This is a genomic window from Cupriavidus sp. 2SB, from assembly GCF_005503625.1.
Classification (GTDB): Bacteria; Pseudomonadota; Gammaproteobacteria; order Burkholderiales; family Burkholderiaceae; genus Cupriavidus.
In genome coordinates this window covers 96,698-119,110 of sequence record NZ_SCMX01000011.1, presented here as the reverse complement: position 1 = coordinate 119,110, position 22,413 = coordinate 96,698, and the positions used below count along the sequence as shown (strand labels likewise).

The following is a 22,413-nucleotide window of genomic DNA, read 5'->3' as shown; positions in this document are numbered from 1 at the left end:
CATCTTCCCTCAGGCGCGTGCATGCACGCTCCCTGAGGGAACCCCTCCAGCGTCCATCACCGTTCTTGCTCAAATCCCCACGCTTTCGGCATCACGAAAGCTGCTTATGCACATTGGGGCCTGCGTGGCGTCGAAGACCTTGGCGGCGGTCTGAAAGCCATCTTCGAATTGGAAAGCGGCATTTCGTTCGACACCGGCGCACAGAACAACAGCACCCGTCTTTTTGATCGTAGTGCCTTCGTAGGATTGGGTAGCAAATATGGTCAACTGACGTTGGGTCGTCAAACGACACCAATGTATGACACCACGCTGCAACTCGACCCGATGGGCTTCGCGCCGCGCTACTCGCTCTTCAAGATGGATGACGTCTTGGCGGGTCGCGCTGACAATGCTATCAAGTACCGTGGCATCTTCAGTGGCCTGACGGTCACCGGCCTCTACAGCTTTAGCCGCACCGGCGGCGGCGAAGTGCCGGGGAACTACAAGGTCGATCGAAACATGGGCGTATCGCTCATGTATGAAACCGGCGCCCTCGCTGTCGGCGCGGTGTACGACGAGATCCAGGGCAGCACCGTCGCCACGGCCGACCGCAAGGACCGCCGCGCTCTAATTGGCGCGAGCTACGCTTTCGGACCGGCTAAGGCATTTATTGGTTATCGCTGGTACAACGGCAATGTCGGTGCGCTGCCGACGAACGGTTCTAACATTTACTGGGCCGGCCTGCGCTATGGCCTGACGCCCGCACTGACGCTGACCGGCGCCGCCTACTACACGGACAGCCGCAATTCTGGCGCAGACCCGTTCCTGTTCGTTGCCTCGGCAGATTACGCTTTCTCGAAGCGTACCGATGTGTATATGAACGTCGGTTATGCACTGAACCGCGGCAACTCGCAGCTGGGCATGAACGGCTACAACTCGACGACCGGCAGCCCGACCAACGTTGTCCCTGGCAAGGATCAGACCGGCGTCGTCGTAGGCGTACGCCACAAGTTCTGAGCGAGCTCAAAAGAATCGACACTTTCTTGTTAATTCAAGAGAGTTTGTGCCTCCCAACCGGGAGGCATTTTTTTATGACAGGATCGTAATACGCGGGTAATTCAGTGGAGCAGGTCCGGTAGCTAGACTGTGAACACGGTGAGCGATTAGAGACTCACAAACATTGACTCCGGAGAGATTCCATGAAGACGATTCACACTGCCCTGATTGCTGCTGCCCTCACGATTGCTGCCGCCGGCTCCGCCATCGCTGCTACCCCTGATGGCCAGATCCACCGTCCCCGCGACCCCTACACCGACGGCGGACGCGCCGCAGTCAACGACATTTACGCCGGCGGTGCACGCATCGACAAGCGCGACGTGTTCACCGACGGCGCACGCCTCGGCCAGCGTGACGTATTTACCGACGGCTCGCGTATTGGGCCGCGTGATGTGTTCACCGATGGCGCACGCGGAATTTGACGCAAGCCGTCCCTGAAACTCAGACCGACCTCTGTGGGGGAGCCAGGCACCCGTCAGTTGCTTGGCTCTTGGTGCTCTTTCGCTTTATCCCGATGGCGAAAGCTTCCGAAGCTTGCCCTCCCCGGAGGGCAAGCTTTTTTTCCCTCCATCGGCGTCAATCCGGTGCCGTTCATGATGCGGTGGCGCGTGCTACAACTTCCCATCGCCTCGTGTATTGCTAAGCGGCAGAACCGACGCCAATGACGATGAAAAAGGCCCCGCATTGTGCGGGGCCTGTAGTTCACCGGTTCAGCAACGTTCAGCCACCTGTGAAGAGGTCGCTTCTATCAATATAGACGCGCACGCCAGCGCTACCCGGCAGATCCGGCATCAACAAGCCAAGGTCCACACTCGTATCCCTGACCATCTGGGCGAAGGTCCATGCGACGATCTTCTCGCCGGCCCGAAACGCCACCGTCTCGCCAGAGTCCACGTTGACATACCGCATCCCTGGCTTCACGTCGATAATGCGACTGGCCTGAGATTGGCCGGCTGGATCGCCATACAAGGTCGCGTGACGCTTCGCCATCGCCTGCGCCGTCGCCGTCGACGCAGGCACGCCCGGTTTCAACCCGGTCATTTCCAAAGCATACGAAGCCGACATCCCACCCAACAGCAACGCCGCAAACAGCAAGGCGTGTTTCTTCGTTTTCATAGTCATCTCCTTTCTAGAGACTTCGTTGATCTATGAAAACGAGTGTATAAATTGTACGCATGCTGCAGCCTTGCCCGGCGATTACAAATAGGCAATCGGGCTCATTGCACCACTCTACCCAACGACTGGTCGGTCCTGACTCGGCCTACCCACCGAAACCCGCGCTGAGGCTTCAGCACCGTTGAGCGGGAAGCGCAATGTAAAGCGTGTCTTCCCATCCAAGCCGCTCACGGCTGACGCGTCGCCGCCATGGAGCTCCATGATCGACAGGACGATGGCCAGGCCCAGCCCCGTGGACTGTGACGAGTTGGATCTCGCCCTATCCCCACGGAAGAACCGATCAAAGATGAGGGAAAGTTCCCGCTCCGGGATTGGGTCTCCAACGTTCGTGATGTCGATGCAACAATGTGCCGCTTCGCGGCGCACCACCAGATCTATCATCGAATTCGGCCACGCATGACGGACCGCATTTGACAGAACATTGTTGATCGCACGCTGGAACAGAATGGCATCAGCGACCAGGGTGGCATCCCCGCTTACCCTGATTACGACGCTTCGCTCCTCTGCAAGCACCGAAAAGTAGGCGGACAACTTGCGAAGTTCTGCATTCAACTGGAGTTCCGTCAACTCGAGCGCCACATTGGCACTGTCAGCTCGCGCGAGGAACAACATCGCATCGATCATCCTCGCAAGTCGCTGGTATTCGACCAGGCTTTCCTCCACCAAGGCGACATACTCGGGCCCGGTGCGGTCTCGTGACAAGGCGACCTCGGCATGTCCAATGAGGTTGTTAAGCGGCGTGCGCAAATCATGGGCAAGATCGGCGGAGAACCGCGACAGCTTCTGATAACCATCCTCGAGGCGTTGCAGCATCGCATTGAACGCAGAGGCGATATCACGCACTTCGGTGGGCTTGGGTGGCATGTCCACCCGGTAGCTCAGCCGTTCCACACTGATCCGGTTGATCTGCTTGATAAGTACGTGCGCCGGCTCCAGCTCACGGCGCGTAATGGCCGCCCCCACCAGGGCCGTCAATATCACACCGACGGTGGTACCAAGCACGAGCGTCGTCCGGAATCGCGCAGTCACCTGCTTCCTGTCCTCGCCAGACTTCGCCACGAACACCGTCGCCCGCGTACCGTCTCGCCCCAACACCGCATCGGCGGACTGGAACATGAGCGATGACTTTCCCGTGACCGCCGCTTGGTCAGTGCCTTCCAGCAATGCATCGTTGCCCGTGCGAAACAAAAGCCGGCCATCCAGCGCCGTGACGCGAACGATGAGGTCCGAGTAACCTCGCACCAGATCATCGAAGCGATGCTGCGCCGCCGGGACGCCCTGCACCCCGTCCACCTCGCGCAAGAAATGCTCGACCTGTTCGAGTTTTCCCTTTACAACCTCATCGTCTCTGGCCTCGAGTTGCGCGGCGAGCGAGTAGTAAGCAAAGGCGCCCATGCTGGCCAGCGCGATAGACAGTACCAATGCAAAGAAGAGCCCAAGCCGCCTCGTCAGTGACAGCGGGGTTATCGAAGTCCCGGGCCTCATTCCGTCACCGGCCGCGCTCTGGGTCGAGGACATAGCCCATTCCCCGTACGGTATGGATCAGCTTTTGATCGAAGGGATCATCCACCTTGGATCTCAGGCGCCGGATCGCGACGTCAACGACATTGGTATCCGTGTCGAAGTTGACGTCCCAGACCTGGGACGCGATCGTGGTTCGCGACAGCACCTCCCCTCTCCGGCGCATGAGCAGGTGCAACAGCGAGAACTCCTGATTCGTCAATTCAATGCGGGTAGTTCCCCGGAATACCCGCCTTCCAAGCACGTCGATGTCCAGATCGGCAATGCGCAATCGCTCGGACTCCTTCGAGGTGCTTTGGCGCAAGCAACGCCGGATACGGGCAAGGAGCTCGGCAAAGGCGAAGGGCTTGACCAGGTAATCGTCTGCCCCCAACTCGAAGCCTCTGACACGATCCGCCACATCATCCAGCGCCGTCAGAAACAGTACGGGTGTCTCGGACTTGGATCGAATGGACTTGATGACCGTCCACCCGTCCATACCTGGCAGCATGACGTCCAGGATGATGACGTCGTAGTCGGTCTCTTCCGCCATGTGGAGCCCATCGCCACCATTGTTCGCGATGTCGACCACGAAACCCGACTCCGACAATCCCTTCTGCAAATACTCCGCAGTACGCGGTTCGTCTTCTACAACAAGTACCCGCACCTTAGTTTCCTCCTGCAGCAAGCGACTTCGATCCGACCAGTGCTGGCGATGCATTGAAATGCTGAGCTGCATCCGCTTGTTCGCATGGTGCCAGTTCGAACTGAATGGTCACGTGCGTGATATCGAATTTGTCAGCCAGCATCTGCTTCAATTCCGGTAGCACTTCCATTTCCGGGTTGACGGCCGTGTCATTCACGACATGAACCGTCAAGCTCGCCTTGCCGCTGGTAAGTGCCCAGATGTGGAGGTCATGGAAGCTTTTTACCCCGGGCGTCGCCAGAATTTGCTTCTCAACCTCTGCCAGATCCACGTCATCGGGTACGCCTTCGAGCAGCACATTCAGGCTCGACTTCAGCAGGATCCACGTGCGAGGCAGTACCCAGAGGCCGATCAGCACCGCAATGGCGGAGTCGACCCACGCCCAGCCCGTGAAGCGGATGATGATCGCACCGGCGATGACGCCAACCGACCCGAGCAGATCGCTCCAGACTTCCAGATAAGCACCCTTCACGTTCAGGCTGCTGCTTTGCCCGGAGGACAGCATGCGCATGCTGATGAGATTGATGATCAGGCCCAGCACAGCCACGACGAACATGCCGGTTGACTCAATCTGAGGTGGCGATTTCAGCCGCAGGTAGGCTTCGTACAGGATGTAGATAGCCACACCGAACAGCAGCAATGCGTTAAAGGCCGCGGCAAGAATCTCAAAACGGTAGTAGCCAAATGTCCGCTTCTTGTCCGCGGGTCGCTTGGCGATCGCAATAGCAGCCAGTGCGATGGCCAGTGCGACGGTGTCCGTGAGCATGTGCGCGGCGTCGGAGATCAACGCCAGGCTCTTCGTCATGACACCACCGACCACTTCGGCAATCAGGAACGTACCGGTCAGCGCAAGGGCGATCTTGAGCGATCGCTCGTTGCCACCGGGATGGTCGTGTGAGTGACCTGCGCCCATAGAAACTCCTATAAAAATTGGGCGGTACGATGACCGCCCAAGGATTTACGTCATGCAGGCTGGCGGCCTTGATCCGGTTGATGCGTCTGAGTGACTGGCTCGCGAGTATCTTCCGCGTCCTCATCCTTGCGGTGAGCAAGTCGATAGAGCACCGGCAACACCAGTAGGGTCAGCGCCGTGGACGACAAGATGCCACCGATTACCACCGTTGCGAGGGGACGTTGCACCTCAGCGCCCGTACCGGTGGCGATGGCCATCGGCACGAAACCCAGGGATGCCACCAGGGCCGTCATCAGCACCGGACGCAGTCGCGTCAGGGCGCCAACTCGGACCGCGCTGTCGAGGGAATGCCCTTCTTCGCGCAGCGATCGGATAAACGACAGCATCACCAGACCATTGAGCACCGCCACCCCGCACAGCGCGATGAAGCCCACCGCTGCAGTAATGGACATCGGAATGCCGCGTATCCACAGGGCAAGAATCCCGCCAGTCAGCGCAAAGGGAATGCCCGTGAAGACTAGCAAGCCATCCTTGATGTTGTTGAACATCGCAAACAACAGTACGAAGACCAGCAACAGCGCCACCGGCACTACCACCTGCAGGCGGGTGGTGGCGGACTGCAGTTGCTCAAAGGTGCCACCCCATGTCATCCAGTAGCCAGCCGGGATCTTGACCTGGCTTTGGATAGCCGCTTCCGCCTCGGGCACGAATGAACCAATATCACGTCCACGAACGTTGGCACTGATCACGATGCGGCGCTTGCCGTTCTCGCGCGAGATCTGGTTCGGGCCGGGCGCCATTTCCAGCGTCGCCACCTCGCTCAATGGGATAAACGTCGTTCTCGCGTCCACTCCTTTTGGCAACGGAATCGGCAATCGGCGCAGAGCCTCGACCTCGCCGCGCACAGCTTCGGGCAGGCGGACCACGATATCGAAACGACGATCGCCCTGGAAGAAGGTTCCGGAATCACGGCCTCCGACGCCCGTTGCCACCGCGTCTTGCACGTCGCTCATGTTAAGCCCGTATCGCGCCGCCTTCTCCCGATCGATCTTGACCGTCAGCATCGGCAAGCCGGTGGTCTGTTCTACCTTCACCTCCTGCGCGCCGGGGATGCCCTGCAGCACGGCCGATACCTTCTTCGCCGTCTCGCTGAGCACGTTGTTGTCATCGCCGAAGATCTTGACTGCGACGTCCGAGCGGACCCCGGAGATCAGCTCGTTGAACCGCAGCTGGATCGGTTGGGAGAACTCGTAGTTGTTCCCGGGGATCTTGCCGGCTTCCTCCTGGATGGCGGACAGCAGTTCGGCATGTGTTTTCTTCGGCTCTGGCCAATCCTTCTCAGGCTTGAGCATGATGTAGCCATCCGAAATATTCGGCGGCATCGGATCGGATGCAATCTCCGCCGTACCTGTCCGCGCAAACACGCGCTCGATTTCGGGGAATTTTGCCTTGAGGGTCGTCTCGATCGTCTTCTGCATCTCCACGGACTGCGACAGGCTCGTGCCAGGAATGCGCAGCGCCTGGATGGCAATGTCGCCTTCGTTCAGATTGGGGATGAACTCGCTGCCCAGGCGGGCCGCAATGGCCACGCACAGAACAATTGACACCGCGGCAAACGTCAATACAACGGCCGTGTTCGCGAGCGACTTTTCCAGCAGCGGCTCGTAGCGACGCTTCGCCCAGAGCATGAGACGATTTTCTTTCTCGGCCACCCGTTCGCCGATGAACAAGGCGACCGCAGCCGGAACGAACGTCACGGACAGAATCATCGCGCCCAGCAGCGCCAGGACGACCGTGAACGCCATCGGGTGGAACATCTTGCCTTCCACCCCCGTCAGCGCAAAGATCGGCAGGTAGACGATCATAATGATGAGCTGACCGAAGATCAGTGGGCGACGCGCCTCCTTCGCTGCGGCAAACACCTCATGGAACCGCTCGGAGCGCGTCAATGGCCGGCCATGGTGTTCCTGCGCATGCGCCAGTCGCCTCACACAGTTTTCGACAATCACCACCGCGCCATCGATGATGATGCCGAAGTCGAGCGCGCCCAAGCTCATCAGGTTCGCACTGATCTTGTAGTTCACCATCCCCGTGAAGGTGAACAACATCGCCAGCGGAATGATCGTCGCGGTAATCAGCGCCGCGCGGATGTTACCCAGGAAAAGGAACAGAATTACGATGACGAGCACCGCGCCTTCAAGAAGGTTCTTCTTGACGGTCGCAATGGCCTTGTCGACCAGACGTGTCCGGTCGTATACCGTTACGATCTTCACACCTTCCGGCATCGTACGGTTAATGGAAGCGACCTTTTCATCGACCGCTTTTGACACAGCCCGGCTGTTTTCGCCGATGAGCATGAATACCGTGCCCAGCACAACTTCCTTGCCATTCTCGGTTGCCGCACCGGTACGCAGTTCCTTGCCAATCTCCACATCCCCGATGTCGCGAATGCGGATCGGCTGCCCCTGCGCTGTACCGACAATAATGTTGCGGATGTCGTCTTCGGACGCAACCTGACCCGGCGCACGAACCAGATACTGCTCGCCCCTACGCTCGATGTAGCCCGCACCCACGTTGTCGTTGTTCTTGTTCAGCGCATTGACGACGTCGGTCAGCGTCAGCCCGTACGACGCTAGCCGTTCAAGACTCGGCGCGACCAGGTACTGCTTGTTGAAACCACCGATAGTATTGATCTCGGTGACACCGGGCACGTTACGCAGTTGCGGCCGTACCACCCAATCCTGGATTTCGCGCAAATCTGTCGGCGTATAGGCAGTCCCGTCAGCTTTGCGAGCACCCTCTTCGGCTTCAACGGTCCATAGATAGATCTCCCCGAGGCCGGTCGAAATAGGCCCCATCGCCGGCACAACGCCTTCAGGCAGATTGTCCTTGGCTTCCTGGATGCGCTGGTTGACGAGTTGGCGCGCGAAATAGACGTCCGTGCCATCCTTGAAGATGACCGTCACCTGCGACAAGCCATAGCGGGACAGGGAACGCGTCTGTTCGAGTCCCGGCAGGCCGGCCATCACGACCTCGATCGGATACGTAACACGCTGTTCGGTTTCGAGCGGTGAATAGCCTGGTGCCGAGGTATTGACCTGAACCTGAACGTTGGTAATGTCAGGGACCGCGTCGATCGGTAGTCGGTTGTAGCTGAAAATCCCTAACCCGGCCATTCCAAACACGGCGAGCAGGACCAGCCATCGCTGCTGGATGGCGAAACTAATGATACGTTCAAACATTGCTGTTTCCCCCGTATCAATGGCCGTGTTCGGCGCTGGATTTGCCAAGTTCGGCCTTCAGAACAAAACTGTTGGCGGCGGCGTAACGTGCGCCCGGCTTCAGGCCCTCGACAATCTCGATGACCTTGCCGTTTGTCCGGCCGACCTTCACCGGCTGCGGCACGAATCCACCTTGAACCGCGACAAAGACTACGCTCTCGCCATTGACGTCCTGGACGGCCTCGGTCTTCACCGCAACGGGCACCTCGACATCAGCACCGAATACGTCGACCGTGACGAAGAGACCCGGTCGCCAAGCCATCTGTGGATTGGTCAATGTTACGCGGGCCTTCGCCGTCCGCGTCTGCTCGCCCAGCAGCGAACCCACGTATGAAACGGTGCCATCTGCCTTCACATCGGACGATGCCGAATTGATCGACGCCTTTTCGCCGATGCGCACCCGCTCGACATCCTTGGCAGACACCACGAACTCGGCCCAGACGGACGACAGATCCGACAGCGTGAACACGTTGGCGTTGTCCGCCACCGCTTCCCCAAGCGAGATATGCTTTTCAACGATCATGCCGTCGAACGGTGCGCGCAGCTCGTAGCGATTGAGTGCCGTCGAGCTGTTGCTGGCGCCAATGGCGGTCAGCTTCTGCTGCGCGTTCTGGACACTGATCTGCGCTTCCTGCAGCGCGTTGCGGGCGCTCAGATAATCTTGCTCCGCAGAGATCTTCTGTTCCCAGAGCTTCTTCTCGCGGTCATAAGTGACACGCGCCAGATCCAGACGTTTCTGTGCTGCGAGCAGTTCGCTGCGCTGGTCAGAAAGTCCGGTGCTCGCGATGACCGCGAGAACCTGTCCCTTCTTAACCTGTTGCCCAATATTGGCCGGAACGCTCTCTACGACGCCAGCCAGTCGCGGCACCACGTGGGCTGTCTTGTCTTCGTTGAAACGGATTTCGCCGGGGAACTGGACGCCAGCCTGGACCTTTGCCGAGCCCGCGGTTTGAACCACTACCCCTGTCTTGGCCAGCTGGTCCGCTGTCAACTCAATCTTGCCTTCCTCTTTCGAGAGCCGCACGGCGAGTGGCGAAGACGAACCGGGCAAGGTCACATTTGCGGTCACGTCAAAGACATGGGGCTCGGCAACTGGCTGTTGGCTTTCCAGCGCGTCGCCAGACACCACGAACTTGAGCGCTTGAGACTCGCCCGTAGCCCGCACGAGCTGGCCTGTCGCTGCCACGCCATTTGCCACCGCCTTCCCAGACTTGCTAACCCAGAGCCGAATACGGGCCTCGCCCTTGGATTCGGCCGTGCCAATTTCGACGTCATAGCCATCACGCGAAAAGAGCGCGCCACCATTGGGGCCCTTCTTGACCTCGTGATGCTCGCCGTCGCCGTGTGACTTGTCATCCTTGTGGTCGGCTTCCGCCGCCTGCTTGCCATGGTGCTCGGTGTCGCCATGCCCCTTGGATTCCGAGTGCCCACCCTGCTCTTCCGGCGCAGAGCGCCCGCTCAGCAGAACGCCACCAGTCGCGACGCCGCCCACCAGTACGATGGCCGCAATGGCAGCCTTTTGTTTGTTCGAAATAGCCATGTTTTATGAATCCCGTCTTAACGTCCCAGAATGCGATCGATCGTGGTCGCCGCCTGATAGGTTTGTCCAAGCACGCCGAGATAGCGGATGCGTGCCTGGAACAGCGTGCGCTGGGCATCCAGGACGTCCAGATAATTGAACTTGCCGGCCTCGAAGCCAATGGTCGCCGCGTTGAAGGCTTGCTCGGCGCCTGGCAAGACGGTCTGCTTCAGCGTTTGTGCCGAGGCGCGCGATACCGACAGCTGGTTCGATGCCATCAGGAGATTTCGGGTCAGGCTGATGCGATTGGCCAGATATTCATCCTGGGCCTTGTCCGCCTGGCGAATGGCCGAATACAAGTTGCCCTGATTCCGGTCAAAAATCGGCAACGGGATCGCCACACCGATCACCGCCATGTTGCGGTTGGCTTCTGTATCTCGCTTGGCACCCAGACTGACTGTCAGATCCGGATACTGGCGGCTGCGCTCAACGCCCACCAATGCCTGGCGGCGGTCAAGTTCAGCGCGGCTTGCGGCCACCAGCGGTGAGTTTTCCAGCTCCTTCTGAAGGAGTTCAGGCGCCGGCCTGGATGGCAGCGCGTCCAGATTGCCCTGTGCTTCGGCAAACTGCGGCGATGCATTGCCCCACAACGCCGTCAACGCCTGACGGGCGGACTGCAGGCTCGCCGTTGCTTCGGCCAATTCAAGTTCGGCGTTGGCCTGTTCGACACGTGCCTTAGTTTCGTCAACCGGGGAGATCTTGCCGGCCGCGACGCGGCGTGAAGCGGCTTGCGCGCCCCTCGCAGCGATATCCGCGGAGCCAGTTGCCAGCTTGACGCGTTCCTGTGCGATCAAGACGGAAAAAAAGCTCTCGATTACCTGCGCCCGAATGTCACCGCGAACGCCAGCCAGCGTTGCCTGCGCCAGTTCGCGCGTCCTTTCCGCGGCATTGATACGAGCCGAGCGCTTGCCGCCCAGTTCGATGGGGATATTCATCTGGGCGGTGGATGTACGGGTGGATTTCCGCGTGTCCTCGACCAGCGTCTGGAGTTCCGGGTTCGGAATAACCCGGGCCTGCATGATCCCACCTTCTGTGGAATCGAGTTCCTTGGCGGCGGCGGACAGGTTGAAATTGCTTCCTGCCGCCAGCGACAACGCGGCCTCGAGGGTCAACGGTCCCGCCGCTTCCCTTGGGAAGACGGGCACCATGGACGTGCCGGTGTCAGATTGCGCTACGGCAAAGTTTGGGCTGAGAAATGCTACCGCCAGCCCGAGCGGCAGAAATAGTCTTCGCATCGAATTGCACCAAGGTATGTGACCAGGAGAATTCGGCGAGAGACGAAAGGAGAAAAAGAGTCGTCGTCTCGCCGATCAAGCGAGACGCTGCCACTGAGGACGGTCGGGAGCCCTGGCATTCAGAGACGAGAACTCGGACGCATGTTGAGTATCGGTCACTTCTACCCGATTCGCTATCAACACGTCCTGCGTCTGTCCATAGACGAACGGGAGGGAGACCAGATGGCATACCCCGCAGTCTGTATCCACGAATGGCTTTTTCTCGGCATCCGTTTTACCTTCCGGCTGCTGATGACGATGCTCGTGGTGCCCAAGGTGCCAAGTGGCCGTGGCTTTCTCGTGCTGACAATAGCGTGCCGCTGCCGCCCAGGAAAACTGGAACGGCAAAATGAGCAGCACGAAGATCAGAACGAAACGTCGCATTCCTTGGGAGACTGTGCGGGGGGCTTGGGGTTAAAGTACTAACGGCTGGGCCGTCGCCGAAGTTTACATGAATCCTCGATCACCAGCATTAAGAGCAGATTACGATTATCGCTTTCGCCTGCTCGTTTTGGGGTGCCGCTTTCGCCCCTCATCAGTCTTACGCTTGGGGGCGGGCCCATGCTTCCACCGCAAATAGACAGCGAACCCCACATACAGGACGATCAGGCCGACCAGCATCACGAGCATGCTCTCGACAACAGAATCGGAGACGTGAGCGTAGTGCATGGCTGTACGTGTATGCGGAGTTGCCCGCATCAGGCAAGCGTCACGACCGCCCGGAGGACGCCGGCGTCATGGAACAAATCAAACGACTCCACGACCACCGACAGGCCGAGAAACCAGACCGAGTCCGCAATATTGCGTTGAAAGGAAGACACATGGACCGTCCATGTCGACTCCCCCCTATACAGCGACAGACGGGGAAAGAACGCTGGTGTACGGCGTGCGTATTCGGCGAATTCCGGGAAGGCGGAAGCCAGAAAGCGGTCTTCCGTCCGGATGACAGCCGGGTACATCAGCGCAAATGCGAGCGCCAGGACTGCGGTAACCGCCAGCGACTCGGTCATCGCCCCTAGTCCGATAATGCCTAGCAAGTTGCAGACATAGAGCGGATGGCGACACAGTGAATATGGACCCGAGGTCACCAAGGTATTGTTCTTGCGCCCGGAAATGTACAACGCGCACCAGAGCCGCCCGACCGTGGCCAGGCTCACCCCCAACATCCCCAGCGTCAGCAGCAGCGGCGACACCCAGGTACCGTCCCAGCGAGAATGGCCAAAGACCAGACTTGCCAGGACAAACGTTACGACAACACGCCAAACGCCGATGCGGTGGCGTGTCAGGAAATTGTCCAGCGCCCTCGAGAGACCAGCGGGTTGGGACGGGGAGATTGAAGAATCGGTCATGCGGTTCGGGGGCTGGAGGAGAATGTCGCGCACTTCGAGTGGACACACTGGCGCGAAAACGAGCACTAATGGCCGGCATTCTAAGGTTGCCCTTCCGTTGTCAGGCTTTATTGCCGAAATGTAATACGTTGTTAATCTTGCCCCCGGGCCAGCGAATCCGGTTGTGTCATAGCTCGGCAATCTGACAGTCATCTTCTGCGACATAGACTGTCTTGGCCATTTTCAGGACACACCCAGAGACGCTCCGCAATGAACGACATCATCCGCACATTGAGCTCGGAATTCTCCGATCTCGCTAATGCTGCCGAGGCAGTACGTGCCGTCGTTCGAATGACCGTCTCTATCGTTTTGGGGGGCTTGCTGGGGTACGAGCGGGAGAGCTCGGGAAAATCCGCAGGCGTGCGCACTCACATGCTCGTCGCGCTGGGGGCATGCGTTTTTGTCGTGGTTCCCCTCCAGGCGGGCGTGCAGCTTGCCGACATGAGCCGCGTGCTTCAGGGTCTCACGTCAGGCATCGGATTCCTTTGTGCAGGGGCGATCCTGAAGCCGGACAATGAGACACACGTCAGGGGGCTCACAACTGCCGCGAGCATCTGGATTGCTGCCGCGATCGGCGTGGCCGCCGGCATGGGCCATGCGGTGACGGCCATCGTCGCGACTGCCTTCGCACTCATCGTGCTCAGAATCCTTCAAATGTCGAAGAAGTAAGACTCCCACTGCTCCCAAGCCACGTGCAGCGCGAATGCGCCAACTTCAGGTTCGGCCAGCATTTCCCAAACGTATGAGCGCGCTTAACAATACGCAAACTCCATCGCATGAGAATTTACCTGGATTACAACCTGTTTGCGTACCTTCACGAGGGCACGAACCCGGCTCTGCAAGCCAAAGTGAGCGCACTGTCCGATCGACATGAGTTTCCTTGCAGCCCGGCGCACATGGAAGAAATTGCCTCGGCGCTCGCAAGACCTTCGGATACTCCCCCGCTCGATCGGTTAGCGGCCGCTTTCTGCAAAATAGACGATGTTTCTCGAATTAGCCGGAACGTGCAATTGTCTCCGACGACGTTAGGCCCGATGGTTACGAAAGAAGAACAGCCTCTCGAGTGCTTTCTTCGGGTCATGCGGCACTATCGCAAAGAGCCGGTTGTCGAGAAGAACGACTGGTATACGCGGGACTCCGTAAAGAAGGGGTCACTTCAGAAAACGGAAAATATTGCACGCTAAGGCATGGAAGAGGACCACTGCTGTCCCCAGGGGCATTGGCCAGCCGATGGCAAGCAGGTAGAAACCAAAGTCGGGGGACTCCCGTTCTCAGAGATCGGCTAGCAGCAGGTAGGCGCGGTCGAGTTGCCGATGAGCTTCCTGCCGGCGATCCATCGCTTCTAGGGCGAGCAGGAGGTCCTCGGCCAGCTCGAAATCGCTTTCCTGGCATGCCCTTTCGAACACCGCAAAGACCTCTTCATACAACGTGCGCCCCGGAACGCCCATTTGACTAACCTCCGGCGGAAAATCCGATGCTCTCTGCCGACTTGGTCCTGCCACGCCGCAGGGGCTTCTGTCCCCCATGGTTAATATGGACGTTCCCACGGCAGGGAAGGTCAAGCATTTTTCCGGCCGCGGGCCGACCTATGGTTCGCAAGCCGCCGCGCGAGACGGTTAGTGCTCGCCCCCTACAGTTCGTCCAGCGACTAGTTACCCGCACCCGGGCGCAGCCGCACCACCAGCATCGCCGCCCACTGGATATGCGGCCAGGCCAGCGAATAGACGAATGTCTGGATCAGGGGTCCCCTTGATTTCGCCGCAATTTACCGGGGTAGCCACCCGTAGCAGCCATGCGGGTTCCAGGGTGATGCCCACCCTAAAACCCTAGTCAAATCAGTCACTTGCTGACTGGTCCTTTTCCCCTTGGTTTTGGAACGTTGACCGCCCCCGCCGCGCGGCCAAGCGCGCCCTGTGGCTGGAAGCCATTGTTTCCGCAAGATAACTAGATTTATCCGTCTTTGGTTTTCCCAAGCAACACATAAATGGCTTTTCTAACGTTAGGTATGTGCGTAAGATAGGCTGAAATGCGCCTCCGGAAACTGCCATGCCCCGCCTCGCCGCCACCCCCGACCAGATCCGCGCCACCGTGCTGGCCATGCTCACCGAGGCCGGCGACGCGGCGCCGCCCACGGCCGCACGCTTTCGCCGCGTGGTGTCGGTGCGCAAGCTGCGTGACCGCCTGGGCGGCGGTGACCCTGCAACGCTGTCGCGTACGCTCAACGCGATCGAGGCCGAGGTGGTGCGCTCGGGCCTGGCCGACCTCGCCCTGCCCGAGATTCCGGTCGAGATCGCCGAAGCGATGCGCGCGCTGTGGCAGGCCGCGGTCGCGGTGCAGCTCGACGACGTGGTGCGCCTGAAGCGCGAGGCGCAAGCCACAGCCGACACCGCCGAGGCCGCCCGCGCCGAGGCCGAACTGCGGGTCGAGCTGCTGCGGGCCGAACTGAGCGAGGTGCGCGGCCAGCTCGCCGCGCGCGACACCGCGCTGGCCGTAGCGTGCGCCGCCCAGGCGGCGGCGTGCGCGCGCGCCGATGAGCAAGCCGCACGCCGGGGCGAGCTCGAGGCGGCGCTGGCGACCGCCCAGGAGCGCGCCACGGCGGGCGAGCGCACCCACACCGAGGCGATCGCCACCACCCAGGCGCGCTACGAGGCGCTGTCGAAGCAGCTCCTGCAGGAAACCGCGCACCAGCGCGACGCGGTGCGGGCCGAGCGCGCGCAACTGGCCTCCCAACTCAAATTCGCCGAGCGGCGCATCGCCGCGCTGGAAGACGAGCGCGCACGACTCGACGCCGACCTGGCCAGCGAGCGGGCCGCGCGCCAGACCGCCGCGGGCGAGGCGAGCGCACTCAAGGCCGTCACCGCCAGCCAGCGCGCCCAGCTCGACGAGCTGCTGCGTGCGACCCTGGCCGCGGCGCCACCAGCGGCCAAGACGCGCGTGCCCAGATCGACGGGCAAGGCGGCCGCCAAGCGGACCGCCCAGTCATGAAGCCGGCCGACTGGATCGATACGGGCGCGGTGCCGCCGCGCCCACTGCCGGCCACCGTCGCGGCGGCCCTCGCCTACCTGGCGGAGGCACTCGGGCACCCGGTCTACGCGCACTGGACGCTGGCGCGCGTCAAGCGCCGCTATGGCTCGCTGGCCGACGCCAAGGCCGCGCAGCCGACCGTGCTCAAGCTGCTGCTGGCGCACGATGGGGCAGTCGAATACTGGGAGCGCGGGCGCCTGCGCACGGTGACGGCGGATCTGGCGCCCCGCCCGGAGACGGTCCTCGCGCGGCTGCTGCACACGCACCGGCGCCGCATCCGGTCCACCGCCGCCTTAGCGAGCGAAGCAACGGTGCCGACCGCCGCGGAAGCGAGGGGAGCTGTCGCGGCGAACCCGTGGCTGGCCGCTTACGGCCCTGCTGACCACGCGTGGCTCACGCGCGCCGGCCGCTTCGCCCAGCCGCACGCGGCGGCCAACACGCTCGGCGCCGCCGACGATGCACAGGCGCTGGCGCTCTTCCTGCGCGACCGAACCGGGCGCTCGCCCCACACGTTGCGCGCCTATGGCGCCGAACTGCGCCGCCTGATGCGCTGGTGCGGCGCGCACGAGCTTGGGCCGCTCTCGGACCTCACGCGCCAGCGGTTGCTCGGCTACCGGCACGCGCTGCAGCACGGGGAGACCGGCAGGGAGGACGCCGCGCCGCCCTTGTCAGAAGCGACCCGCACGCGCGCGCTGGCGGTGGTGGCAAGCCTCTACGGCTACTGGTACGACACCGGCTACTTGCATGCCAATCCGGCCGCGGGCCTGTCCGCCGGCAGCCGCACCCGGGCCGGCTTCGCGCCGACGCGGCTGATCCCGCCAGCGCTGCTGGCCGCGTGCGATGCCTGGCTTGAGGCGCCGGAGTTTGCCGCCGCCAACACGACCAACACGCTGGCGGCGCAGCGGCGGCGCGCGATTTGGGCGCTGTATCGTTACGCCGGCGTGCGCCTGGCGGAACTGGCCTGGTCGACAGAGATCGCACTGCCCCGCCTGGAGGCCGAGGCGCCCGGGCGGTGGACGCTCTATGTCTGCGGCAAGGGGCGCAAGGCACGGGCCATTCCGCTGCCGGTGCCGTGCGTGACGGTATTGCGCGCCTACCGACAAGCACGCGGCCTGCCGTCCGAGCCGCCGGCGCACGAGGCGCTGCCTGTAATCCACGGCAACAAGGGCGAAGCGCTACAGTCGGCAGGCCTGTACCGGGAGGTCAAGGCGATCTTTGCGGCCGTGGCCGATGGTCTGCAGGCGCGCGAGCCGGCGCAGGCGCTCTTACTGCGCGCGGCCTCCCCGCACTGGCTGCGCCATGCCTATGCGCGCACACTGGTGGTCGACCACCAGGTGCCGCTGCCGGCCGCCCAGGCGCTGCTCGGCCACGCCTCGGTGCAGACCACGGCGGCCTATGCCAGGACCGACCTGACGCAGTTGCGGGCCTTTGTCGATGCCACGTTTGCGGATGATGGGCCGTAGCGACAGCGCGCGTTGCCTTGTCGCATCGCCACGGCGCGGGTCGCCAGTCCCAGCAACAGCAAAGCTGGGGCGGTCAGCTCGATTGACACCGCCAGGCAGGCCGCAGACTCCGAGGGCACCAGCGGCACCCGGTAGTCCTCGCGGAACAGGTCGAGGGCGGCATTCCAATTGGCCAGCTTGGCGATCGCCGAGTTCCAGAAGGTTGGCTTTTTCTCAGCCCGCACAGCACGACAGTTGCGTGACATCCTTGGCAGCCCTACATGTCCATGCCGTCCATCGATCCTGCCGCGAATGGAAGGTAGTCGCAAAAAGTCCGCCACATTTGGGCCAAATCGCTGACTTTGAAATGGTCGACGAACAAAGCTTCGCGCCTGACAGGGGCTCACACCCTCGCGGTACGTTGCGATCGCAAGTTATAGGTCACGCTGGCAACGATGATGAGGAGAATAGCCACTTGCGCGGCAATGGTTTGCACAGAGGGGTAAACGCCCAAGACATCGATACGCGGCATAGAGAGCGGCGTCACTTGCAACAGGCCAACTTTCTGCAGTGCCGCCACGCCCTTGCCAATCAGGACCACGGCAAGCACGCCAACCAAGGCGGAGCTGAACGCGAAAAATTGTCGAATCGGCAAACGCGCCGTCGATCGCAGGAGCAGAAACGCAATCACTGCCAGCACAGCAATACCGCAACCGAGTCCCGCGAGCATGTAGGCACCGTTGCCATCGGACCACAGGGCCGCGTAGAAGAGCACGGTCTCAAATACTTCCCGGTAGACCGTGACGAACGATAGCAGGAAGAGCATAAACGCCGATTTCCTGTTCAATGCCGACGACAGCTTTTCCTTCACGTACGATTGCCAGCGTCCCGCCAGACTCTTCTGGTGCATCCACATGCCGACGCCGAGTAGGACGACCGCCGCGAAGACCGCGGAGAAGCCTTCGGTCATTTCGCGACTAGCGCCGCTCAGATCAACGACGTAGGTAGCTACCGCCCACGTCAATCCACCGGCTCCCAGCGCAGTGACCCAACCCGCGTGAACGTAGGGAAGGACGTCAGTGCGATTGGCCTTCTTGAGGAACGCCAGCATGGCTACGACTACCAACAGCGCTTCAAGCCCTTCACGAAGCAGGATCGTAAAGGCGCCAAGGAAGGTCGAGAATGCGTCATTGGCGCCTGCGAGCGCTTCCTGCGCCTCGTCCAGCCTTGACTGCAGTTGCGCTGCGATGTCATGCGCGCGCTCTGCCTGGCCATTCGCGACGGCATTTCGATAGAGTCCCATCGTCTTCTCGATGTCCAGGAAGAGAGCCTGGTTCTTGGCAGCCAACGCAGGCTCAACTGGTTCGAACCCATCAAGATATGCGGACAAAGCCAGTTGCGATGCGGCCCGCGTGTCTCCCTTGTCAAGCGCAGTGACACTTTCCTTCAGCTTTTCCTTGGCGATTGAGAGACTATCGGTGGTCGATGCGGCCAGTACGTCCGGTGAGCTTCGCAGGTATGCAAGACCATCACGAGAGGTCTGTGCACCCACGAATTTAGCAAGTGCCGCCTCCGAGGTCTGGCTAAGCTTGTCGAGCGTGGGAACCGCCGCGCGCAGCCCCGGTTCAGCAGTCCAAAGCTTGGCGCCCGCCTGGCGGTCAGTATCTGAATAAGACAGCGTCGAAGCAAAATAGGCCAGAGCCCATCGGTCGTCTTCGGAGAGATGGGCAAAGCCCGGCATCGATGTTCCCTCCACGCCGCGCGTGATGATCTGTTGCAAGGCAAAGACGCTGCGTTCCTGCGCGCGCGCGTGGTCGGCCAGCGCAATCGGGGGCGGGTTGAGTTTCGCTGCGAGGGGGCCGTCCGCGTTACCGGATACGCCGTGGCAGGACGCACAATGGCTTTGATAGAGCTTCGCCCCGTTCTGCAAATCAGGCGCCTTGCTTGGTGCCATAGGAACCGGATAGGCTGTGAGGACGCCGCTGGCCAACTTCCGAGCCAGTTCGGCGACAGTTTCTGGCGAGGCCTTCGCTGCGATGGACAAACGCAATGCGCCAGCTTCCTTGCCTAGTTGTTCGGAGGCGGGTCCTGGCGGCAATTCGCCTAGCTGTCGCGCGACCGTCTGCGCGAACTCTTGCATCTCGGCATATTCAGCCTCATTGGTGATGCGGCCATCGTTGACTGAACCGCCATAGTCAACGGCAAGGTAGTCCAGCAATTGCCAGACTTGCTTGGCCTTGTCTTGCGTGGATAGAGGCTCGGCCAAAGCCGTCGAGACGGATAGCGCCAAGGAGACTAGAACGAGGGAGAGGATGCGCAGGGCTTGCATGAGGAACACGCCGGGCGGGCGGCAGTTTTCGCGGACAAATGCGAATGATTGTAATTCATATCGTTTGCGCGAGCGACCCATCTTGGTGATGGAAGTATGGGGAATCGCGCTTGACTCTATAGCCGCTAGAGGGCGTAGAAATAACAACGTTAGTCAATACTGGCGACCTACTTTGAGTCAGCGCAACACAAACCGATGGGGACTTCCGGCGGATTGCTCGTATGGGGTCGAGCCAAGTGCAGCCGCGTGCAAGATGCGGGAGGGTGCAATGCGCTTACGTGAGGTGCGCACAACTTCGGGCGACCCTCCGCCTCGGCTTTCAGGCGTTCGCACGATTGCGAACAATAGAACCCAACGCCCCCATATCGCGAGTCCTTACCGTATGGTGGGATGCGAGGGGCGGAGGATGGTGATCCGATGAGTTGGGCACTTGTTCTCTACGACTGGAGCGGCTGGAATCGAGAGATCTTCCTACTGGTCAATGAAGGCACGCCGGCAATGTTCTTGCCTTTGGCCAAGCTGTTTAGCTACCTATTGGGCAACTATTGGACCGCGCCTGTTGTCATGGGAGGCTTTTGGGTCTGGTCAAGAACAACCTCGGATGTAGATCGTTCGTTGGAGCTACAGGCTCACTTGGCACGATTTGTAGTCGCATTCGGTATGGCATTTGCTGTAGTTGGAGCATCAAAGTTTCTCTTCGATTTCCCGCGGCCGGCTGCCGTGTTCGGTCACCTGTGGCATTCAATCGGTTCAATTGAGACGCACTACAGTCTTCCGAGTGGACATTCCACGTACGCCGCTCTGGTTGCTGGTGGGTTATGGCCAATGGTCCGCGCCCACTGGCGACCGGCTCTACTTACCTATGTCGCGCTAGTCGGCTGGTCACGTTTGGCCACAGGGATGCACTTCCCGGCGGACGTCTTGGCGGGCTGGTTAGTAGCGCTCGGCAGTTTGGCTCTTTCGAGCCGGTTATTGAAGGGGGCTGCTTAACGTACCAAGGATCGTCGTGCCGGGGTAACAGGCGAGGAGTGCAACCATGCCATGGAGTCTGCAACAACGTCGCATCGTACGTGATTCGATGCTTGCCTGCTTAGTTTGCGCGGTAGTTCTTGGCGCGGGTTATATCTGGCTTCCCCCCGCTCTGTTCGGCCTCGATGGACAGCTTGGTATTGGCGACCGTGTCGCGTTTGCGCTCAAGGCCGATCTCCCTGTTTTCCTATGGTTAGCAGATTGCGTGAGAGCCGTAAGCAAGGGACGCTTTTTATCGCAAGCCGATATCCAGGGCTCGGCGTTTTCGCGTCCTAGTCCCGCTATTGAGCTGCGCGTGGCGGTGCTACAGAACTCGCTCGAACAGACCGTACTGGCGGTAGGCGCGCATTTGATTCTTGCGACAGTGCTGTATGGCGCCGAACTTAGGCTGATGCCGATTCTGGTGAGCTTGTATCTGCTCGGTCGTATCACGTTCGCGGTTGGCTATGCGCGGCATCCTACCGGTCGGCTTTTGGGATGGCGATGACTGGGATTTCGACCGTTGTGGTGCCTACACGCTTGCGGTGGCTCTCATTCTCTCGGGGCGCTGAAGGAGGGGGGCCGTTTCATCGGACAGATCAGGCCCCTGCCTCGCGTTCGACCGTGGCATGCATGCCGTAACGGATTTGGTAGACGGTATTGCACCTCCAGCCGGCGGTTCATCAGGTCAAAGTCGAGTCGTTCTATCCCCTCCACCTTGCCCAGGCGCTTGCGAATCAGGGCTTCCTCGGTGGGGCAGTCCATGTTGGTGATCAGGAACTGCGTGGTGTTGCCCGTGGCTGCAGGGACGAGCGAGATGGCAGTGCCGCAGGGACCTCAGCCGGCCTCGATGGAATGAACCCAGCATTGCACCATGTCAGACAAAGTGGATGATGCTTCTATGCCTTGAAGGGTCACATCGCGTGAGTGAACATGAATTACCTACAGAGCGGGGCCAAGCATCTCCGCGCAGCCTGCTGCGACCTCCCATGAAGGTTTCCTACTTGCTGCTGGCGTCCAGCGCTTTCATGACGTCTTCAGTGATGTCAATGCGCGGATTCACATAGACTGCCTGTATGACAAGGTCGTACCCGCGCTGCTCGGCAAGCTGGCGAATCGCCTGCTGGGCGCGCTCTTGCACCCGTGCCAGTTCCTCGTTGCGGCGCTGTTGCAAGTCCTCTCGGAATCCACGCTGCTTGCGCTGGAATTCGTGGGTCAGCTCGGCCACTTCGTGCTGGCGGCGCTGATGGTCAAGATCTGTGAGCACGGCCGCTTCCTTCTCGAGCTTGTCAGCCAAGGCCCTGGTCTTCCGGTCCATGTCCTGCAGTTCACGGTCGCGCGTGGAAAACTCCTGTGCAAGCCTGTTGTGGGCCTGCCTGGCTGGCAACGAGTCCGGCAGAATAAGTTCGGAATTGACTACGGCAATGCGCGCTGGCTGCGCTAGCACCGGTCCTACCGCGCACAGCATGGCGGCGGACAGCGCCGCCGCTATCAGAGTTTTCGGATGTGGGGTTGGCGTTTGCATGAGCGACGGAGCCGTACCTTTTGTGAGTGTATGGCGGTTACCGGTTACTTCTCGGAGTGGCGTTTGGCATGCAGAAATTCATGGGCTCGAGTGTAGTGAAATCGAAGATGTTGCAGCACATTGGATCGGTCGGCTTGGATCCCGCGCTCGGCAGGTTATAGAGCAGTGCCGAGGCATGCCCCAATGATATGGCCGGTCGCCTTTAGCCCAGCGCCTCTCATTGGCAGCCTGTC

At 60.7% G+C, this 22,413-nt stretch carries 20 protein-coding genes and 2 pseudogenes; 8 read left to right on the top strand and 14 right to left on the bottom strand.

Features of this window, described 5'->3' with window-relative positions:
• Positions 1-108: 108 nt before the first annotated feature.
• Together FFS21_RS07995 and FFS21_RS07990 are read left to right on the top strand one after the other, a co-directional pair.
• Positions 109-996, top strand: a pseudogene (locus FFS21_RS07995) (porin); the annotation flags it as partial.
• Positions 997-1,178: 182 nt separating this feature from the next.
• Positions 1,179-1,457 carry a hypothetical protein gene (locus FFS21_RS07990; protein ID WP_008646716.1) on the top strand — a complete coding sequence of 93 codons (279 nt, stop codon included), beginning with the start codon at positions 1,179-1,181 and terminating at the stop codon, positions 1,455-1,457.
• Positions 1,458-1,755: 298 nt separating this feature from the next.
• On the opposite strand, the gene czcE is transcribed toward FFS21_RS07990, so the two are convergent.
• The 9 genes from czcE to czcN form a co-directional block, all read right to left on the bottom strand.
• On the bottom strand, positions 1,756-2,157 hold the full coding sequence (gene czcE, locus FFS21_RS07985) for a copper-binding periplasmic protein CzcE (protein ID WP_011514820.1): 402 nt from the start codon (positions 2,155-2,157) through the stop codon (positions 1,756-1,758).
• Between the two features lie 108 nt (positions 2,158-2,265).
• Positions 2,266-3,696, bottom strand: coding sequence for a sensor histidine kinase CzcS (gene czcS, locus FFS21_RS07980; RefSeq protein WP_011229349.1), 1,431 nt, complete (start codon positions 3,694-3,696; stop codon positions 2,266-2,268).
• Positions 3,697-3,700: 4 nt separating this feature from the next.
• Entirely contained in the window at positions 3,701-4,378 is a 678-nt protein-coding gene (gene czcR / locus FFS21_RS07975; protein ID WP_008646724.1) for a heavy metal homeostasis two-component system response regulator CzcR, read from the bottom strand.
• 1 nt (position 4,379) lies between these two features.
• Entirely contained in the window at positions 4,380-5,330 is a 951-nt protein-coding gene (locus FFS21_RS07970; protein WP_004635344.1) for a cation diffusion facilitator family transporter, read from the bottom strand.
• A gap of 50 nt (positions 5,331-5,380) precedes the next feature.
• Positions 5,381-8,572, bottom strand: a complete 3,192-nt coding sequence (czcA, locus tag FFS21_RS07965) for a heavy metal efflux RND transporter CzcA (protein ID WP_004635342.1) — start codon at positions 8,570-8,572, stop codon at positions 5,381-5,383.
• Between the two features lie 16 nt (positions 8,573-8,588).
• Complete coding sequence (czcB, locus tag FFS21_RS07960; RefSeq protein WP_004635340.1) at positions 8,589-10,151, bottom strand: heavy metal efflux RND transporter CzcB; 1,563 nt, start codon at positions 10,149-10,151, stop codon at positions 8,589-8,591.
• 17 nt (positions 10,152-10,168) lie between these two features.
• Complete coding sequence (gene czcC, locus FFS21_RS07955) at positions 10,169-11,425, bottom strand: heavy metal efflux RND transporter CzcC (RefSeq protein ID WP_024570390.1); 1,257 nt, start codon at positions 11,423-11,425, stop codon at positions 10,169-10,171.
• A gap of 75 nt (positions 11,426-11,500) precedes the next feature.
• Entirely contained in the window at positions 11,501-11,848 is a 348-nt protein-coding gene (gene czcI, locus FFS21_RS07950) for a CDF family cobalt-zinc-cadmium transporter CzcI (protein WP_137924345.1), read from the bottom strand.
• Between the two features lie 314 nt (positions 11,849-12,162).
• Positions 12,163-12,813, bottom strand: a complete 651-nt coding sequence (gene czcN, locus FFS21_RS07940) for a heavy metal efflux RND transporter CzcN (protein WP_020206397.1) — start codon at positions 12,811-12,813, stop codon at positions 12,163-12,165.
• 249 nt (positions 12,814-13,062) lie between these two features.
• Between czcN and FFS21_RS07935 the strand changes: the two genes are divergently transcribed.
• Together FFS21_RS07935 and FFS21_RS07930 are read left to right on the top strand one after the other, a co-directional pair.
• A complete protein-coding gene (locus FFS21_RS07935) occupies positions 13,063-13,521 on the top strand; it encodes an MgtC/SapB family protein (protein ID WP_004635330.1) in 459 nt (152 codons plus the stop codon).
• A 107-nt stretch (positions 13,522-13,628) separates the two neighbouring features.
• The gene (locus FFS21_RS07930) at positions 13,629-14,036 is read left to right on the top strand and encodes a hypothetical protein (RefSeq protein WP_004635327.1); all 408 of its coding nucleotides are present in this window, start codon (positions 13,629-13,631) and stop codon (positions 14,034-14,036) included.
• An 87-nt stretch (positions 14,037-14,123) separates the two neighbouring features.
• Here FFS21_RS07930 and FFS21_RS31965 read toward each other — a convergent pair whose 3' ends face one another.
• Entirely contained in the window at positions 14,124-14,300 is a 177-nt protein-coding gene (locus FFS21_RS31965) for a hypothetical protein (protein WP_004635326.1), read from the bottom strand.
• 598 nt (positions 14,301-14,898) lie between these two features.
• Between FFS21_RS31965 and FFS21_RS07920 the strand changes: the two genes are divergently transcribed.
• Positions 14,899-15,837, top strand: coding sequence for a DNA-binding protein (locus FFS21_RS07920; RefSeq protein WP_004635320.1), 939 nt, complete (start codon positions 14,899-14,901; stop codon positions 15,835-15,837).
• On the top strand, positions 15,834-17,339 hold the full coding sequence (locus FFS21_RS07915) for a tyrosine-type recombinase/integrase (protein ID WP_004635319.1): 1,506 nt from the start codon (positions 15,834-15,836) through the stop codon (positions 17,337-17,339). Before FFS21_RS07920 ends, FFS21_RS07915 begins: the two co-directional genes overlap by 4 nt.
• Before the next feature lie 23 nt (positions 17,340-17,362).
• Here the strand turns inward: FFS21_RS07915 and FFS21_RS32425 are convergent.
• Positions 17,363-17,539, bottom strand: a pseudogene (locus tag FFS21_RS32425) (DoxX family membrane protein); the annotation flags it as partial.
• A gap of 182 nt (positions 17,540-17,721) precedes the next feature.
• Complete coding sequence (locus tag FFS21_RS07905) at positions 17,722-19,647, bottom strand: cytochrome c/FTR1 family iron permease (protein WP_053823089.1); 1,926 nt, start codon at positions 19,645-19,647, stop codon at positions 17,722-17,724.
• 417 nt (positions 19,648-20,064) lie between these two features.
• On the opposite strand from FFS21_RS07905, the gene FFS21_RS07900 reads away from it, so the two are divergent.
• Entirely contained in the window at positions 20,065-20,637 is a 573-nt protein-coding gene (locus FFS21_RS07900) for a phosphatase PAP2 family protein (protein WP_115737191.1), read from the top strand.
• A 46-nt stretch (positions 20,638-20,683) separates the two neighbouring features.
• The gene (locus FFS21_RS07895; RefSeq protein WP_115737192.1) at positions 20,684-21,163 is read left to right on the top strand and encodes an MAPEG family protein; all 480 of its coding nucleotides are present in this window, start codon (positions 20,684-20,686) and stop codon (positions 21,161-21,163) included.
• A gap of 44 nt (positions 21,164-21,207) precedes the next feature.
• Here FFS21_RS07895 and FFS21_RS32785 read toward each other — a convergent pair whose 3' ends face one another.
• Positions 21,208-21,429 carry a heavy-metal-associated domain-containing protein gene (locus tag FFS21_RS32785; RefSeq protein ID WP_336510614.1) on the bottom strand — a complete coding sequence of 74 codons (222 nt, stop codon included), beginning with the start codon at positions 21,427-21,429 and terminating at the stop codon, positions 21,208-21,210.
• A gap of 226 nt (positions 21,430-21,655) precedes the next feature.
• On the bottom strand, positions 21,656-22,180 hold the full coding sequence (locus tag FFS21_RS07885) for an OmpH/Skp family outer membrane protein (protein WP_115737194.1): 525 nt from the start codon (positions 22,178-22,180) through the stop codon (positions 21,656-21,658).
• Positions 22,181-22,413: the final 233 nt, after the last annotated feature.